The sequence below is a fragment of the Flammeovirga kamogawensis genome, assembly GCF_018736065.1.
Lineage (GTDB): Bacteria > Bacteroidota > Bacteroidia > Cytophagales > Flammeovirgaceae > Flammeovirga > Flammeovirga kamogawensis.
In genome coordinates this window covers 1,082,462-1,098,366 of sequence record NZ_CP076128.1, presented here as the reverse complement: position 1 = coordinate 1,098,366, position 15,905 = coordinate 1,082,462, and the positions used below count along the sequence as shown (strand labels likewise).

Below are 15,905 nucleotides of genomic sequence, written 5' to 3'. Positions count from 1 at the left end.
TAACTGTCAGATGGTTTTATACATCAACAGTTTCAATATTTTGCTTTTCTAAAGCTAATTTTTTATTTCTTGTTTTTATAGCATCATGCTTTTGTTTTGCCTCATGCCAATTCTTATTTATGATTTCTATAACCTCTTCTTTCTTTTTAGAAGTGATTTCTTGATAGAGCCCAAGTTTTTTACGACCAGCTCTATTTTTCACGCTGTTAGAAGCACGTAAACAGCCAATTTCTTTAAGTTTTTCAGAAACTTTAGAAAAGATTAAACCCATCTTTTGCTCTTCTGTTTCTCTCATTAACTGATTACGATAATTCATTAAGTTCCCTAGGATCAGGCTATAATCTTTAGTCCCGATTTCTCTTAGTTCACCTGGATAGTTCTTTCTCTTTCTCATTAGTTTGTTAAGTCTTTTATAGCAACGACCTTAATTGAAGAATATTAATTAGTTGTTAAATAAGTCAAATACATTGAATTATACAATTAAATCAGTCTTAATTTCAATTATTTGTCAATATAAATAGAATATGAGAGGTTTTTTTTTGTTATCTCTAAACAAATTATTAGTATTGCCTACTGAATTAGTAGGGTAATAAACAAATTTGAATTTTCACTGATCTTTTTATGTTAGCTGATAGAATAATAGAGAAGAAAATACAGGCCGATGAAGTAGCTGAACAAGAAGCTGTAAAATCTGGTGCTGCACCAAAACCTAGGTGGGTGAGTATTGCTAAATCAGTGTCTTGGCGAATTGTAGGAACAATAGATACAATAACTATATCTTATCTTATTACTGGAGAAGTAAAAATGGCGCTTTCAATAGGGTCTTTCGAAGTTTTCTCAAAAATGGCACTTTATTACTTTCATGAAAGAGCTTGGGAAAAATTTAGTAAATAATTTTTCAAGTTATTGAACATGTGTACCTTTATTACTTAAAGTAATAAATGAATGTACTTAAAGATATTAAAATTAAAATTGAGGCTCGTTATTACAATTAGCCTCTTTTTTTACGCTCAATGTTCTTTTAGTCAAGATGCTAATATTGCACTGACATTCTCACAAGGTCATTTAGGTAAAGTTACCTCTTTAGATATTTCTAAAGATGGGGCTTTAATTATTTCGGCAGGAGAAGATAGAACTATTAAAATTTGGGACACAGGACAGGAACGTTTATTGAGAACAATAAATGCTCATGAAATTGGTGTTGCAGATATTTCTTTATCCAAAGACAAACAATTTATTGTGTCTGCAGGTTTAGATCACTCTGTTAAGGTATGGGAGACTAAATCGGGGAAATTAGTTTCATCAATAGACCATCTATCTGATGCAATAATTGAAGTTCGTTTCAAGAAAGACATTATCATCTATATCAATGCTCAAGGAGAAGTATACCATTGGGATTGGTTATCAAAAGAAAAGAATAAAGTACATAATTGGACAGCAGAATTAACTTCTGGAGTGTCTACGTTTATCACATCCCCAAAATCTAATAATACTGTAATTTTTGGGAAATTTGATGGTTCTGTTGAGTTATGGAATATTTCTCAAAAGAAAATTAAAAAGCAAAAGAAATTATTTGAGGATTGGGTCGCAGATATAATTTTTTTAAAACAACAGAATTTAATTGTTTGTGGTGGTTGGGATGGAAAGCTCATTTCTTGGAATATGGATACTGATTCTGTTTCAGATAATGGCTATTTACCAGATGGAACAGGCGTAAATACTATCAAATATTCTCACTCAATTGAAAAGGTAATTATTACTTCGAGAGGTAATCATGCGTATTTTTATACAATTGATGGTGATAGTTTATTACTTGAATCAGAATTTTCGAGTAGAGAGATTATAACATCTGCTTTTAGTAAAAGAGGAGATGTAGTAGTTGTAGCCTACAATGATGGTGAGATAGCTTTATGGGAAATGAAAGGGTTAAAGTTGATAGCCTCTTGGAAGCCTATAAAAGATAAGGCAAAGGGTTTTTCTGTTTCTTTAGTAGCACAATGTATAGCCGTTTCTTCAGAAAGTGGAGCATTAAGGTTATGGAAACTTGGTAGCAGAGAAGACCTTATGAAGTGGAAAGCACATGATCAAGAAATATCAAATACCAAATTTAAATCTAATGGTCAATTGGTGACAACATCTCTAGATTCGACAATTAAAATCTGGGACAATGGATCTAATTTTAAGCTGTCTCATCAATATAAAGTGAATGCACCTATTTATCATTCTTATCTTTTACCTAATGATTCTACTTTATTGTATTCTGACAATGCCGGTAATTTATTCAGCATAAATACAAATAAAGTGAAGAGTAAACCAACATTAGTTTATAGCTCATACAATCAAATTTCAGTCATAACAGCTTCAATCTCTGGAAGTAAGATTGCAATTGGTTTTAGTGATAGAAAAGTGGTTGTTGTGCCAATTGCTGATTTAAACGAAAAGATTGAGTTTAGATCAAAAGATAGGTTGATCACTTCTTTATCTTTTAGTAATGATGAGAATAGTTTAATCGTAGGAGGTAAGAATAAGTTGTCATTATGGGATTTAACCTCAACCACTTTAAAACGATCTGTTGATGTAGAAAATAAAATTCTGAGTGCAAAATTTACCTATGACAATAAATATGTAATTGCAGCAGAAGAAAATGGACGTTTATTAACTTTTTCTAATGATTTGTCTTCAATCATTTATGATTATAAACAAAGCAAGGGGAATGTCGTAGATGTTCTTGATTTTCCAGGTAAACAAGTATTCCTGACTTTATCTAACGACTTAGGTGTAGGGATTTGGGACCTTGAATCTGACTTGAGGTATGGTGTTGTTTTATCTGATGGAGATGTAGGTTGGGTAGTTCAACATAATTCTGGGTTATTCGACGCATCTGAATCGAACATGAAAAACCTATATTATGTTGCAGGAAATGAAACAATTGATTTAATACAGCTTCAGGACATGTATTGGGAACCCAGCTTAGGTTCTAAATTATTTATGGGATCAGAATTGCGAGTTGTTCCCGTTTTGACAGATATTTTACTTTATCCTGAAGCGAGTATGTACAAAAAAGGAGGTAAGTTATTTGTTGAAGTTGTTGATAGAGGTGGCGGAATTGGAAAAGTGGCTGTGTTAGTGAATGGAAAAGAAGTATTGTCAGATATTTCTGAGTATAAAATGAACACAACCTTAAACAAGATTAACCTTTTACACCAAAAACAGAATAAGAACAGATATTCAATTCCTTTAGATTCACTAAGTTATCTCTTTGAAGGTGGAGGGAATTTAAATAATATCACAATTAAAGTTGAAAACCTTGAAGGAACTTTGTCTGGAAGAGGATTGACAATAAAACATAAATCAAAAAATGAAGACCAAACAATACCTTCCTTTTACGGTATTGTTGTTGGTGTATCTGATTATAGAGGTACCACCCTCGATCTAAAATATGCAGCAACAGATGCAGAAAAAATTGCCTCATCAATTAAATCATCTGCACAAGAATTATTTGGAGAACACAGGGTACATGTTGAACTATTTTCAACAGGAAGTACAGATCCAAAACATCAGCCAAATAAACAGAATATTAAATTAGCTTTTGATAGCCTTCAACAATTGGCTACTCCTGCAGATGTTCTATTTGTATTCTTGGCAGGGCACGGCATGTCAGTAAAAGAAAAAAATGGAGATGAAGACTTTTTCTTTTTAACTAAAGATATTTCTACAGCAGACCTTACAGATAATAGAATAAAAGAAGCATATGCAATAGCTGGTAAAGAATGGCTTGATTGGATGAAGAAAATACCAATTACACGCCAGGTTTTTATTATGGATGCTTGTAATGCAGGCAAATTTGCAGAAACAATAATTGCATCTAGAAATATTGATGAAGAAGCTGTTAGATTAAGAGCTTTAGAACGTGTAAGAACAAGGTCAGGAATGTATTTATTAGCAGGGTCTGCAGCAGATAAAGTAAGTTATGAATCCTCTATGTACGGACAGGGGTTACTAACGTATTCGATTCTAGATTACTTAAAAAGGGGGAATTTAAGGAAAGGTGAATTTTTAGATGTTCAAATGATGTTTGGTAATTCTGTTGATGAAGTACCACGTTTAGCAGAACGATTTGGAGCATTGCAGCAACCGGAAATGAGGATACCTCAAGGCGGAGATAGCTTTGATATAGGAAGAGTAACTGAAGATGTGAAAAGTAATATTTCTATTTCATCAAATTTAGCACGAATACGAATGTCTGATTTTGAAGAAGATTCTATTTGGACAGATCCCTTACAATTGTCGGCCTACTTTGATCGTAGATTATTACAACTCTCTGAAGGTAAGAATAGTGGCTATAACTCTTTTACTTTTACTCCTTATGCAAAAGGAGAGGGTGTCTTCCAATTAAAAGGGAAATACACAGAATATGACAATGCAATACAAGTTGTTATAAAGATCATTGAAGATAATGAAGTTAAACATTCGTTTAAAACAGAGGCTGAGAATCGAGAAATATTAATTGATAAAGCTATATTTGAAGTCGTTTCTTACTTTAAAGATAATTAGAATGATTGATTTAAAAGGTCAGCAATTAATATTAGCCTCAAAGTCTCCAAGAAGAGCAGAGCTTTTATCTGGTTTAGATTTTGATTTCACTGTAGAAGTGAGAGAAGTTGATGAGTCTTACCCAAGTGATTTACCTGCATGTGAAGTTGCAGAACATATTGCTAATTGCAAAGCTGATGCGTTCTCTGATTTAAGTGAAAATAAAATTGTCATTTTTTCAGATACAGTTGTTGTAGTAGAAAATGAAGTATTAGGAAAACCTAATGATGAAAATGAAGCTATAGAAATGTTGAATAAACTATCAGGAAAAACACATAAAGTTTATTCTGCAGTTTGTATTCAAACACAAGAGGAACGGATTTCGTTTACCGATAGTACTGAAGTTACTTTTCTTTCTATGAACGATACGACAATAAATTATTATATTAAAGAAAAGAAACCATTCGATAAAGCAGGAAGTTATGGTATTCAAGAATGGATTGGAATGGCCATGATTGAAAAAATTAATGGTTCTTACTTTACTGTAATGGGACTGCCAACGGCTAAATTATTTAAAGAGTTAACAGAATTACTACAAAGCAAATAGTATGAATTTAATAATGTGGATCTTGCCTTTAATCTCTGCAGGGATTGGTTGGGTAACTAATTATGTAGCAATTAAAATGCTATTCCATCCTAGAAAACCTATTAATTTAGGACTCTTTACATTACATGGAGTGTTCCCAAGAAGGAAAGATACTTTAGCAAGACGTTTGGGTATAATTGTAGAAAAAGATCTTTTTACTCCTGAAATGATAACGGAGAAACTGAATACTGAAGACAATAAGGCTAAATTAAAAGCGGCTGTAATGAAACGAATAAATGAGTTTGTTGATGAAAAAGCAGTTCAGTTTGGTCCAATGCTTCAAATGTTTGGAGGAGACGCAATGATAGATCAAATCCGTGATGGAATGGAAAAATCCGTTGATGATATGATTCCTAAATTAATGGAAGATTTAGGAGATAATATAACTGCAATTAGTATTCAAGATATTGTATATGAAAAAGTAATTCATTTTTCTGATCAGAAATTTGAAGACTTATTGATGTCTGTGATAAAACAAGAACTTACATTTATAGAAATAATGGGAGCTGTTCTAGGTTTCCTTATAGGGTTGGTTCAAGTTGGAATACTTTATTATTTAGGGTAATCAACATCCGTTTTGCTCTAAAAAATAGTGCTAATTAGTAAACTTATATTAGTATTTTACATAAATTAAAATGCCCTACTTTAAATTTTTAAAGTAGGGCATTTTATTATTTTTTCTTTTTAGGGATATATATCGTCATTTCATCATCGACTTTAATACTTTTTTCAAAGTCATTCTGAGGTTGTCTTTGTGGAGCTTGTTGTTGGTTGAAATAAGGATTATTTCCTTGTTGTTGCATTTTAACCATTCTTTTTCCTAAAACATTCAAAAGGAACTTAATAATTACTTTTGAATATCTTTTGAAAAGAAACATAAATGCCGCTACAACAATAATTATTTTGATTAGCATAATTTAATTTCAAATATTATTTCGTAATGAATCTGTATAATGTCTCAAAATATTAAAATATTGAAAACAGACCTTGTATATTTGTTCTTCATTGGCAAATATAACCACTTATAGTTACGTAATGTACGTGTCTTTGTTTAAATTTTGTCTTTTCTTTATACTTATTTAATAAATGTTAGAAATCTTATTCCAAGATGAACATTATATAGCAATTAATAAACCTTCGGGATTATTGGTGCATCCATCCGAATTAACTGGGAATGAGGGTGATTTTGCTATATTTCAGTTAAGAGATCAAATAGGTAAATATATTTATCCTTGTCACCGGTTAGATAGAGCAACTTCAGGTGTTCTAATTTTTGCTTTTTCTTCTGATGCTACGGCACAATTTCAGAAATTGAATAACGAAGATGGTGAAGTAGAAAAAAGATACTTATCTCTAGTACGGGGGCATTTATTAGAAGAAAAGCTATTAACAAACCATATTAAAAATAGATACGATAAGGTATATAAATCAGCAAAAACACTGATAAAACCTATACAGAATGTAGAGTTAGACATTCCTGTTGGGCCTTATCCTACTTCACGTTATAGTTTGGTAGAAAGTAGACCATATACTGGTCGAACACATCAGATACGTTTACATTTAAGAGGTGAAAATCATCCAATAATAGGGGATAGAAGATATGGCGATCATCGTCATAATAATATGATGCTTGAGAAATTTAAATTAGATCGTCTTTGGCTGCATGCATCATCTTATAGTTTTGTTCATCCATATACTAAAAAAATGGTGTGTGTCAAATCTTCATTACCTCAAGATTTTAGTCAAATATTGAATTTAATAGGAATAAATTATGAGTAAAATACTCGCAGGCGCATATATAGATTTAGAAGTTGCACGAATTACAGATTTCGGTTATTTCTTTACATTAGAAGATGAAGATGTATTTATGCCAATTCGCCTTGCAAAAGGTGAATTAAAGGTTGGAGAGACCACAAATGTATTTATTTATACAGATAATGAGAGAAGATGGGTAGCAACTCATGAAAAACCTAAGGGAATTGTCGGAGAATTTACTACATTAGAGTGTAAAGACACCAATAAAATGGGTGCTTTTCTAGACTGGGGCATCTCTAAAGACCTTTTTGTTCCATTTTCGGAGCAAACTGAACCAATGAGAAAAAGACAACTTTATACTGTTTATGTTGATAGAGACAGAATAACAGGTAGGGTTTTTGCTTCAAATAAACTGTATAAATTTTTGTCGCAAGACACATCTGGCTTTGAAAGAAACCAAGAAGTTTATATGTATATCGCTCAAGAAGTCGAGCTTGGTTATGAGTGTATCATAAATAAAAAATGGACTGGGTTACTATATAAAAATCAGGTATTTAAGCCGTTAAAAATAGGAAGTAAAGTTAAAGGCTTTATTACTTCGGTAAGACCTGATGGAAAATTAGATTTATCTTTACAAAAGCAAGGATATAATTCTGACGACACAGATAGAACAGCAAAGGAATTACTATTGCAAATTCGTAAGAAAGGTGGTAAAATACCTTTCAACGATAAAAGTCACCCGAATGAGATTAAACGTGAATTTAAAATGAGTAAAAAACAATTTAAGCAACTACTTGGTTATTTGTATAAATTGGGCTTAATTAAGTTCACAGAGGAAGGTACTGAACTAGTTAATTTCTAAAATAATTAATTTTTTAATCAAAAAGATTTTGATAATAAAGTAAAGATGAGGTAATTGTAAAGATTATTTAAACATCCCTTTTATTGTTAAAATGAGGACTCGGTAAAAGTTGGATAACACTATTATTAAAGTGCATTCAGAAGTAAATTCTCTATATGATAAAATGCGTGGGGCAAATGGTAAGGAACTATTTGCGTTCAAAGGCATTATGAATGATGATATCTTAGGAGAGATACTTAGTCGTGTTGAAGATTCGCTTTCAGAACATGAATCATTAATGAAGCTACAAAGACGAATTAATGTGATTGCAGTGGAAATATTACAAAATATTTTCCACCATTTCGAAGGTGTTGACACAATGAAGGCTAGTGACTCGCCTACAAATATTGTTATGTTTTTGTTGTCCAAAGGGGCAGACGCTTATTACATTGTCGCAGGTAATTACGTGCCTATTGAGACAGCTAACTTTCTAAAGGAAAGGATTGACTCTATTAATGAGCTTTCTGTTGACGAACTAAAAATGCGTTACAGGAAAGTACTAAGTAATGGAGATTTTTCTGAACAAGGAGGTGCGGGACTTGGTATTATTGATATCGCCCGAAAGTCAGGTCAAAAACTTGATTATGAGTTCACTGATACAAATGAACAAAGCTCTTTTTTCACAATTAAAGTAAGCGTGCCAATTTAATTGCACTTCGAAAATGAAAGATTTTTTAAAGAAAGATACACCGAAGACGCCTCTGATACAAATGGAGTATGAGAGTGGTCATTTTCTAATATCAGGGAGATCAATCCCAGAAAATTCAATTGAGTTTTATAAGCCTTTATTTGAATGGCTTGATGAATATAATACTAAACCTCAGCCTAAGACTTTATTTGATGTTCGTTTAGAATATTTTAATACAAGTTCTTCAAAATGTTTAGTTGAAGTTTTTAGAAAGTTAGAGTTTTTAAAAGCAAGCGGACATGATGTTGAAGTGAATTGGTATTATGAAGAGGATGATGAAGATATGCAAGAATCTGGCGAAGACTTTAAAGAAGTTATCAAGCTGCCAATTCATATGCATGTATTAGAAGAAGAAGATTAAGAAATTAATTTAAGATATATATAAAGCCTTTGAGAGACTACTCTTGAAGGCTTTTTTTATTGCAATTTTTTCTTTGAATTATTTAAAAACATTACAAGTGTTAATGTTGGCTTTGTTTTTTGTCGAATGCCTATTTATGAATGTCTATTCATTGTATTAAAATTTAACTTATTTTTATTCAATGAAATCTCTAAGATTAAACCTCTCTCTAATTCTTGCATTTTTAATGTTAGGAATGACTATTAACGCTAACGCACAATCAAATAAAGACGACGATGAAAATAGAAGTTCGTCATCATCAAATTCAAACAGGTCTTCAAAGAAACGTTCTTCATCTGCAGCAGGAAATTATTCAGGAGTACATCACCTAAATGTAGGTCTTGCTTCTTATTGGAATCATGGTGGAACTGGTATTCAGTTAGATTATGAGTTTCATTTAGCTAAGGATTTCACTGTAGCTCCATCACTTTCATATGCGTCACATATTCACCAACATCATAATAACGATGATTGGAGACACAGTACAATTGGTTTAGGAGCTAGATTTAGATGGTACGCAGATAGAGTCTTAAATATTTCACACCCTAAGTGGGATGTGTTTGCAAGTGGTGATATTGGTTTTGCAATCAACTCTTATAAATATGTTGGCGATGGTAGCCATAATCACAATGAAGATTATAATGGAAGTACATCATCACCTTTATGGATTGGTTTAGGAATTGGTGGTAAATACCACTTTAATGATAAAATTGGTTTACAGTTAATTATTGGTAGTGGTGCCCAAATTGGTATACATGTAGCACTTTAGTAAATAATTATAGGTGTATAAAAAAATCCACTAGAACTTGATTCTAGTGGATTTTTTTTATAGATGTCCTTTAGATCTTTGGATCATTAATTATTGCAGTTTGAATCAGATTGTCTACAAATTTCTTTGCATTTTTTGGTAAAGAAATTACTAATTTGTCACTCTGATATAAAGGTAGTTGATCAAAAACCTTTTCTATTTTATCAAGATCACCTCTCTTAATATTTATTTTAAGCAAATCATCTTTAAACGATTTTTTATTCTTAAATACTGCATCGAGAAGTGCGTATTGAGCATCATCAAAAATTAAAGAACTGATAGAACTACCAATGTTTTCCATTTCATTTCGTTCTATTTGATCCATAAGATAGAATACTTCAATATCAATTTTTGTTTCGTCAGAATTTCCCTCGTCTTCAATCAAGAATTGGTTATCATATACCAAGAAAATATGTGATATTAATTCTTGTTGAGATTCACTGAAATATTTCTTAACACTATCCCACTCAATTTCTTCGTTAAAAGCTCCTCTTAAACTTTCTAGTTGCTTTTTAGAATACTTTGAATCACCAATTCTAATAAATCCTTTATTATTGAAAACCGCATCTAATAATTTAAGTTCTGCTTTAGAAAAGTTATTGTCAGCAAAAATAGAAGAATCATCTTGTGTAATTGAAGAAGCAGATTCTATTTCGAACAATTCTTGAATACTAAAAGTGTGGAATTCATTAGGTTCCTCTTCATTTAGGTGCGAACACTTTTCTAAAATATTTAGAATGAAGTTTTCTTGTTGTACATCCAAAGGTGTATCTTCTGGATATTCAAGAGTTGTTATTATTTCTCTGATGTAATCTAATTGAGCTAAATTGAAAGTAAGGTTACCTACTTTTTCTTCAGCCTTATTTTTTGATTCATCTTCATGAATTATTGATAATAATTTAAACTCGTCATCGGTTAGGGTAGTGGCAGACGTTAATTCGCCATCTCCAAATTCTCTTTCTATCTCATTCATCATGAACAAGACGCTAATATTTTTTAGAGATTCTATTAATTCCCAACGATTTTCATCTTCATACTCCCAATCAGTTTCTACTTCATCCAACTTTGTTATTAATTGCTGAATAAACTTATGCTGTTCCTCGTTTAAATTTACTTTATCAAGGATGTGCTTAATTGATGTGCGATTTTTTTCGTTAAAATCACATTCATCTAATAACGCTTTAATTTCCTTAGCAATTTCTTCCGAGAATTTTGGGAATAGGCTAGCATCATACAACTCGCTTTTGTCGTACAATGATTTAAGGAACTCATATTCATTTTTAGAAAAAATAAAATCACCAGGTTCTGGAGAAATGTTGTGTTCAACTAAATCTAGACGGTCATTATTCTCTAAAGTATAAAGTTCAATAAGATGCATTCGATCGATTTTTATGTTTTTTTCTCTAATTCACTTCAATAATAATCAGTTTGAATGAAAAAGCATAGATAAAATCCAAAACAGATGTAAAAAAATTAATGTAATTTCAACACATACTTTCTATTTAGAGGTAGTTTTTGCAGTTTTGCAAAGTTGAAAAATAAGCTGACACTAAATGAGTTGATTATTAAATAGAAAATTTAATAAATTATCAGCATTTTTGTTGTCTTAATAACTTGAAACTGATAGCAAAGATAATATATATATGGGATTGTTTGATTTCTTTTCTAGCGACCTAGCGATAGATTTAGGTACAGCCAATACACTTATTATTCAGAAAGATAAAGTAGTAGTGGACGAGCCGTCAATTATTGCATTGGATCGTCAGAATGGAAAAGTAATTGCCGTTGGTACGAAGGCAATGCAAATGCACGAAAAAACGCATGAAAATATTCGTACAATTAGACCTTTAAGAGATGGTGTTATTGCTGATTTCCACGCTGCTGAACAAATGATTCGTGGTATGATCAGAATGATTAATCAAGGTAAAAGGTTTTTTACTCCTTCTCATAGAATGGTTATCTGTATTCCTTCTGGTATCACTGAAGTAGAAAAACGTGCCGTAAGGGACTCTGCTGAGCATGCTGGAGCTAAAGAGGTATACATGATTCCTGAGCCAATTGCTGCTGCTATTGGTATTGGTATTAACATCGAACAACCAGTAGGTAGTATGATTGTTGATATTGGAGGTGGTACTACAGAAATTGCTGTTATTGCTCTTTCTGGTATTGTAGGAGATCAGTCTATTAGAACTGCAGGTGATGTATTTACAAGAGATATTCTTGATTATATGCGCCGTCAGCACAACCTATTAATTGGTGAGCGTTCTGCAGAGAAAATTAAAGTTGAAGTAGGTTCTGCTTTAACTGAGCTAGATGAAGAAATTGAACCTTTTGAAGTACGTGGTCGTGATTTAATGACAGGTATTCCAAAAGTAATTACAGTTACTTATTCTGAGGTTGCTTATGCTATTGATAAATCAATTTCTAAAATTGAAGAAGCAGTATTAAGGGCTTTAGAGACTGCTCCTCCAGAATTATCAGCAGATATTTACGATAGAGGTATTCACTTAACTGGTGGAGGTGCTCTATTAAGAGGATTAGATAAACGTTTGTCTATTAAAACAAAGTTGCCTGTTCATGTTGCAGACGATCCGTTAAGAGCGGTAGTTAGAGGAACCGGTCAGGCATTGAAAAATCTTGATGATTTTAAAGCTGTTTTAATGACTTAAGATATATTTTTATACAAAGTAAAAACTCCACAGTTCTTAAAAGCTGTGGGGTTTTTTTATGACATAAATTATTTAAAATAAAAAAGCCTATACCTGCTTTTAACACATATAGGCTTAGTTTGCTATTATAACAAGAATTAGTTTCTTACACCATGTGCTTTACTTTCGTAAAGACCGGATGTAGTCATCTCAACAAATTCTACATTACCTTTCATAGCATCAAGAGTTGTAGCACCTTGGTATGTCATACCAGAGGCTAAACCACCTAAATATTTTTTGATGATTGGTTCAACAGGTCCTTTATAAGGAACTAAAGTTTTTTCACCTTCAACAGAAATTACTTCTCTTGATTTTTTATTATCTTTTTTCAACTTACTAATAGCAGCATCAAAAGATGCCATTCCTCTGTAAGTTTTGAATTTACCTTCAGTAGTAGTGATTAATTCGCCTGGAGCTTCGTCAGTTCCAGATACAATTGATCCAACCATTACGTTGTCAGCACCCACGCCAATTGCTTTTACAACATCACCTGGTTGCTTAATACCACCATCTGCACAAATTGGAATACGGTTTCCAACTGCTTGATAAACGTCATCAATTGCAGTTAATTGAGGTACACCAGAACCAGTCATAATACGTGTTGTACACATAGAACCTGGTCCGATACCAACTTTTAATGCATCAGCACCCCATTCTAAGAAGTCAACTGCTGCATCTCTTGTTGCAATGTTACCTACCATAACATCTATTTGCGGGTAGTTCTTCTTAATGAAAAGAAGTGTATCTTTTGTCATTTCAGAGTGTCCATGAGCAATATCAAGAACAATGATGTCTATTTTAGCTTCTGCAAGAGCAGCTAATCTTTCTTCATAATCTTTAATACCTAAAGCAGCAGCACAAAGTAAACCTTCAGCTTTTACTTTTCTTACCTCGTCAGCTTGTTCTTCTATTGTTAAGAAACGGTGTAAAACACCAAGACCGCCAAGTCTACCAACTGCAATACACATGTTGCTTTCGCAAACAGTATCCATGTTTGCAATTAACACTGGTATATCTATATGGTGGTTTTTAGTAACTTTAGTCCTAAAACTAACGTCTCTACGAGATTTGATTGTATTGTACTTGGGCACGACTAACACGTCGTCGAAACTATAGGCTTTTCTAATTTTCATACTGAAAAATTATAACGTAGTTATTTATTCACAAAACAGACAAATATAGAAAACTGTTTGTAATTTTAAGCCATAAAAGTGTAAATATATATTATGGAAAAAATAAAAGTAACATTAATAACAGGTTTTTTAGGTGCAGGAAAAACTACGTTTTTAAATAATTTAATTAAAAAATATCCTGAATCTAAATTTGCTGTAATAGAAAATGAATTTGGCGAAGTAGGAATTGATGGAAGTCTTGTAGTTGATAATCAGGAAGATATATTTGAGTTGTCAAATGGTTGTATTTGTTGTTCATTAAATGGAGAGCTAAGAGATGTACTTCGTAATTTATTAAATTCAGGAAAAAAGTTTGACCATTTACTTATAGAGACAACAGGAGTAGCAGATCCTAGTGCTGTAGCAGCTGCATTTGTAGGAGACCCTGGTATTGCTAGTTTATTTGAACTAAATGCAACTGTAGGAATTGTTGATGTTAAAAATGTTATTCAATCAATAAAAGAAGACGATATAGCTGTAAAACAAATCGCATTTAGTGATTTTATCGTTTTTTCTAAATGCGATGAAGTGGATGAAGACACTATTAAACAGGCTCTATTTCAGTGTAAATTAATAAATCCTCTTGCTTTAACCGAGAAAAACTACAACGGGGAGGTAGTTCAAAAAGATATTTTAAATTTAAATGCTTTTTCATCTAATAAAGTAGAGGAGAGGGCTAGTTTTGTAGCAGGAGCACATTCTCATAATCATGGTGATACTGTTTCATATTCCTTCACTTTTGAAGGAAATGTAGATGCTACAAAATTAGAGATGTGGCTGTCGGTACTTTTACAATTGCAATTTGAAGTTATTTATAGGTTTAAAGGTATATTTAATATTACAGGAGAAGCTAATAAAGTAATAGTACAAGGTGTTAGGAACGAGTCGAAAATAATTTTAGGCAGTGAGTGGGACGTAGAAGAGGAGCGACTTAATAAGATTGTTATTATAGGAAAAGGAATAAAGAGAGAGGCTATTGAGAAAAAAATTAAGACAATTCTTCAGCGTTAAGCTGTGAATTCTTGTTAACCAAGTAGCAACTTTAATAAAAATGTTGGTTGTAGAAATATAAATTCTTACTTTTGCAGACCCGAATAGTGTTCGGGGTATTGAATTTTTGAATTTTTCAAAAAATTAATTTAAGAAAATGGCATTAAAGCATTATGAAGTAGTCTTCATCGTGACACCTGTGTTGTCCGATTCCGAAACCACGGAGGCTATTGCTAAATTTGAAAATCATCTGAAAGAGGCAAGTGCAGACGTGTACTCATCAGAAGATATGGGACTCAGAAAGCTTGCGTACCCAATTGACAAAAAGTCAACTGGTCACTACCACTTATTTGAATTCAAAGCAGATCCGTCAATCATCGCAAGATTCGAATTAGAATTGAAGCGTGACGAAAACATCTTACGTTTCTTAACTGTATCTCTTGACAAGCACGGTGTTGCTTTCAACGAGCGCAGAAGAAATGGCGAATGGTCAAAAAAATCTGAAACTGAAGAAAAATCAGCATAATGAGTCTCCAAAACGAACCTATCAACAGAAAGCAAGAGCGTACTAAAAAGTACTGCCGCTTTACAAAGTACGGTGTGAAATACATCGATTTTAAGGATTCTGAATTCTTATTAAAATTCTTAAACGAGCAAGGTAAAATTTTACCTCGTCGTTTAACAGGTAACTCGCAAAAATTCCAAAAGAAAATTGCTACATCTGTGAAACGTGCTCGTCAACTAGCTCTTCTACCTTACGTAGCAGACGGTTTAAAGTAATCAATCACGATAACTAGAAATTTTTTCTAAAAAAATGGAAGTAATTTTAACAACAGATATCAAAGGTTTAGGTTACAAAAACGACATCGTTAATGTTAAACCTGGCTATGGTAGAAATTATTTGATCCCTCAAAGCTTTGCTAAATTAGCTACTACAGCTAACATCAGCATGAGAAACGAGGAAATCAAGCAAGCTGCTCACAAACTTGAAAAAGTTAAGCAAGATGCAGTTGAGTTAGCAGCAAAAATTGGTGAGTTAACACTTACTCTTACAGCTAAAGCTGGTGAGAGTGGTAAAATCTTCGGAGCAGTAACTCCACTTCAAGTGGCTGACGCTCTTAAAGCTCAAGGTTTTGATATTGACCGTAAGCGTATCGGTTTCTCTTCTGAGATCCGTATGTTAGGTGAGTACAAAGCAGTACTTGATCTTCATAAAGAAGTTCAGCAAGAAATCACTTTAGAAGTAGTTTCTGCATAGTTTTTCAAATTAAAAGAATTTACTGCCGTTAGGCAGCAATCTTATT

At 32.4% G+C, this 15,905-nt stretch carries 18 protein-coding genes; 14 read left to right on the top strand and 4 right to left on the bottom strand.

The features are described 5' to 3' along the window. Positions 1 to 16 precede the first annotated feature (16 nt). The gene (locus KM029_RS04375) at positions 17 to 394 is read right to left on the bottom strand and encodes a hypothetical protein (protein WP_144075557.1); all 378 of its coding nucleotides are present in this window, start codon (positions 392 to 394) and stop codon (positions 17 to 19) included. A gap of 227 nt (positions 395 to 621) precedes the next feature. Here KM029_RS04375 and KM029_RS04370 point away from each other — a divergent pair, with 227 nt between their 5' ends. The 4 genes from KM029_RS04370 to KM029_RS04355 are packed head-to-tail and all read left to right on the top strand — an operon-like array spanning position 622 to position 5,744. Beyond that, a complete protein-coding gene (locus KM029_RS04370) occupies positions 622 to 894 on the top strand; it encodes a DUF2061 domain-containing protein (protein ID WP_126612735.1) in 273 nt (90 codons plus the stop codon). Positions 895 to 945: 51 nt separating this feature from the next. After that, entirely contained in the window at positions 946 to 4,554 is a 3,609-nt protein-coding gene (locus tag KM029_RS04365; protein ID WP_144075556.1) for a caspase family protein, read from the top strand. A 1-nt stretch (position 4,555) separates the two neighbouring features. After that, positions 4,556 to 5,140 carry a Maf family protein gene (locus KM029_RS04360; RefSeq protein ID WP_144075555.1) on the top strand — a complete coding sequence of 195 codons (585 nt, stop codon included), beginning with the start codon at positions 4,556 to 4,558 and terminating at the stop codon, positions 5,138 to 5,140. 1 nt (position 5,141) lies between these two features. Further along, positions 5,142 to 5,744 (top strand): DUF445 domain-containing protein, encoded by a 603-nt coding sequence (locus KM029_RS04355; RefSeq protein ID WP_144075554.1) that lies wholly within the window; start codon positions 5,142 to 5,144, stop codon positions 5,742 to 5,744. Between the two features lie 106 nt (positions 5,745 to 5,850). Here KM029_RS04355 and KM029_RS04350 read toward each other — a convergent pair whose 3' ends face one another. Continuing rightward, a complete protein-coding gene (locus KM029_RS04350; RefSeq protein ID WP_144075553.1) occupies positions 5,851 to 6,093 on the bottom strand; it encodes a hypothetical protein in 243 nt (80 codons plus the stop codon). A 172-nt stretch (positions 6,094 to 6,265) separates the two neighbouring features. Between KM029_RS04350 and KM029_RS04345 the strand changes: the two genes are divergently transcribed. The 5 genes from KM029_RS04345 to KM029_RS04325 all read left to right on the top strand — a co-directional run bounded on the left by KM029_RS04345 (position 6,266) and on the right by KM029_RS04325 (position 9,692). Beyond that, a complete protein-coding gene (locus KM029_RS04345; RefSeq protein ID WP_144075552.1) occupies positions 6,266 to 6,958 on the top strand; it encodes a pseudouridine synthase in 693 nt (230 codons plus the stop codon). After that, the gene (locus tag KM029_RS04340; RefSeq protein ID WP_144075551.1) at positions 6,951 to 7,796 is read left to right on the top strand and encodes a CvfB family protein; all 846 of its coding nucleotides are present in this window, start codon (positions 6,951 to 6,953) and stop codon (positions 7,794 to 7,796) included. The genes KM029_RS04345 and KM029_RS04340 overlap by 8 nt, the downstream gene beginning before the upstream one ends. 109 nt (positions 7,797 to 7,905) lie before the next feature. Further along, positions 7,906 to 8,484, top strand: coding sequence for a SiaB family protein kinase (locus tag KM029_RS04335; protein WP_144075550.1), 579 nt, complete (start codon positions 7,906 to 7,908; stop codon positions 8,482 to 8,484). A 13-nt stretch (positions 8,485 to 8,497) separates the two neighbouring features. Next, on the top strand, positions 8,498 to 8,884 hold the full coding sequence (locus tag KM029_RS04330) for a DUF1987 domain-containing protein (RefSeq protein ID WP_126612751.1): 387 nt from the start codon (positions 8,498 to 8,500) through the stop codon (positions 8,882 to 8,884). A 181-nt stretch (positions 8,885 to 9,065) separates the two neighbouring features. Continuing rightward, positions 9,066 to 9,692 carry a hypothetical protein gene (locus KM029_RS04325; protein ID WP_144075549.1) on the top strand — a complete coding sequence of 209 codons (627 nt, stop codon included), beginning with the start codon at positions 9,066 to 9,068 and terminating at the stop codon, positions 9,690 to 9,692. A 70-nt stretch (positions 9,693 to 9,762) separates the two neighbouring features. On the opposite strand, the gene KM029_RS04320 is transcribed toward KM029_RS04325, so the two are convergent. After that, positions 9,763 to 11,109, bottom strand: a complete 1,347-nt coding sequence (locus tag KM029_RS04320) for a hypothetical protein (RefSeq protein ID WP_144075548.1) — start codon at positions 11,107 to 11,109, stop codon at positions 9,763 to 9,765. Positions 11,110 to 11,374: 265 nt separating this feature from the next. On the opposite strand from KM029_RS04320, the gene KM029_RS04315 reads away from it, so the two are divergent. Next, positions 11,375 to 12,400, top strand: a complete 1,026-nt coding sequence (locus KM029_RS04315) for a rod shape-determining protein (protein WP_144075547.1) — start codon at positions 11,375 to 11,377, stop codon at positions 12,398 to 12,400. A 137-nt stretch (positions 12,401 to 12,537) separates the two neighbouring features. Here KM029_RS04315 and KM029_RS04310 read toward each other — a convergent pair whose 3' ends face one another. Continuing rightward, positions 12,538 to 13,572, bottom strand: a complete 1,035-nt coding sequence (locus tag KM029_RS04310) for a guanosine monophosphate reductase (RefSeq protein ID WP_144075546.1) — start codon at positions 13,570 to 13,572, stop codon at positions 12,538 to 12,540. A 93-nt stretch (positions 13,573 to 13,665) separates the two neighbouring features. Here KM029_RS04310 and KM029_RS04305 point away from each other — a divergent pair, with 93 nt between their 5' ends. From KM029_RS04305 to rplI, 4 genes are all read left to right on the top strand, one after another. After that, on the top strand, positions 13,666 to 14,622 hold the full coding sequence (locus tag KM029_RS04305) for a CobW family GTP-binding protein (RefSeq protein WP_144075545.1): 957 nt from the start codon (positions 13,666 to 13,668) through the stop codon (positions 14,620 to 14,622). 136 nt (positions 14,623 to 14,758) lie between these two features. Further along, the gene (gene rpsF, locus KM029_RS04300; protein ID WP_144075544.1) at positions 14,759 to 15,127 is read left to right on the top strand and encodes a 30S ribosomal protein S6; all 369 of its coding nucleotides are present in this window, start codon (positions 14,759 to 14,761) and stop codon (positions 15,125 to 15,127) included. Next, a complete protein-coding gene (rpsR, locus tag KM029_RS04295; protein ID WP_126612765.1) occupies positions 15,127 to 15,381 on the top strand; it encodes a 30S ribosomal protein S18 in 255 nt (84 codons plus the stop codon). Before rpsF ends, rpsR begins: the two co-directional genes overlap by 1 nt. 34 nt (positions 15,382 to 15,415) lie before the next feature. Continuing rightward, on the top strand, positions 15,416 to 15,859 hold the full coding sequence (gene rplI / locus KM029_RS04290) for a 50S ribosomal protein L9 (protein ID WP_144075543.1): 444 nt from the start codon (positions 15,416 to 15,418) through the stop codon (positions 15,857 to 15,859). Positions 15,860 to 15,905 lie beyond the last annotated feature (46 nt).

Excerpts from the sequence above, each read along its gene's own strand:
- KM029_RS04375 (WP_144075557.1), bottom strand. The coding sequence starts at position 394 with ATGAGAAAGAGAAAGAACTATCCAGGTGAACTAAGAGAAATCGGGACT.
- KM029_RS04370 (WP_126612735.1), top strand. The coding sequence starts at position 622 with ATGTTAGCTGATAGAATAATAGAGAAGAAAATACAGGCCGATGAAGTA.
- KM029_RS04365 (WP_144075556.1), top strand. The coding sequence starts at position 946 with ATGTACTTAAAGATATTAAAATTAAAATTGAGGCTCGTTATTACAATT.
- KM029_RS04360 (WP_144075555.1), top strand. The coding sequence starts at position 4,556 with ATGATTGATTTAAAAGGTCAGCAATTAATATTAGCCTCAAAGTCTCCA.
- KM029_RS04355 (WP_144075554.1), top strand. The coding sequence starts at position 5,142 with ATGAATTTAATAATGTGGATCTTGCCTTTAATCTCTGCAGGGATTGGT.
- KM029_RS04350 (WP_144075553.1), bottom strand. The coding sequence starts at position 6,093 with ATGCTAATCAAAATAATTATTGTTGTAGCGGCATTTATGTTTCTTTTC.
- KM029_RS04345 (WP_144075552.1), top strand. The coding sequence starts at position 6,266 with ATGTTAGAAATCTTATTCCAAGATGAACATTATATAGCAATTAATAAA.
- KM029_RS04340 (WP_144075551.1), top strand. The coding sequence starts at position 6,951 with ATGAGTAAAATACTCGCAGGCGCATATATAGATTTAGAAGTTGCACGA.
- KM029_RS04330 (WP_126612751.1), top strand. The coding sequence starts at position 8,498 with ATGAAAGATTTTTTAAAGAAAGATACACCGAAGACGCCTCTGATACAA.
- KM029_RS04325 (WP_144075549.1), top strand. The coding sequence starts at position 9,066 with ATGAAATCTCTAAGATTAAACCTCTCTCTAATTCTTGCATTTTTAATG.
- KM029_RS04320 (WP_144075548.1), bottom strand. The coding sequence starts at position 11,109 with ATGCATCTTATTGAACTTTATACTTTAGAGAATAATGACCGTCTAGAT.
- KM029_RS04315 (WP_144075547.1), top strand. The coding sequence starts at position 11,375 with ATGGGATTGTTTGATTTCTTTTCTAGCGACCTAGCGATAGATTTAGGT.
- KM029_RS04310 (WP_144075546.1), bottom strand. The coding sequence starts at position 13,572 with ATGAAAATTAGAAAAGCCTATAGTTTCGACGACGTGTTAGTCGTGCCC.
- KM029_RS04305 (WP_144075545.1), top strand. The coding sequence starts at position 13,666 with ATGGAAAAAATAAAAGTAACATTAATAACAGGTTTTTTAGGTGCAGGA.
- rpsF (WP_144075544.1), top strand. The coding sequence starts at position 14,759 with ATGGCATTAAAGCATTATGAAGTAGTCTTCATCGTGACACCTGTGTTG.
- rpsR (WP_126612765.1), top strand. The coding sequence starts at position 15,127 with ATGAGTCTCCAAAACGAACCTATCAACAGAAAGCAAGAGCGTACTAAA.
- rplI (WP_144075543.1), top strand. The coding sequence starts at position 15,416 with ATGGAAGTAATTTTAACAACAGATATCAAAGGTTTAGGTTACAAAAAC.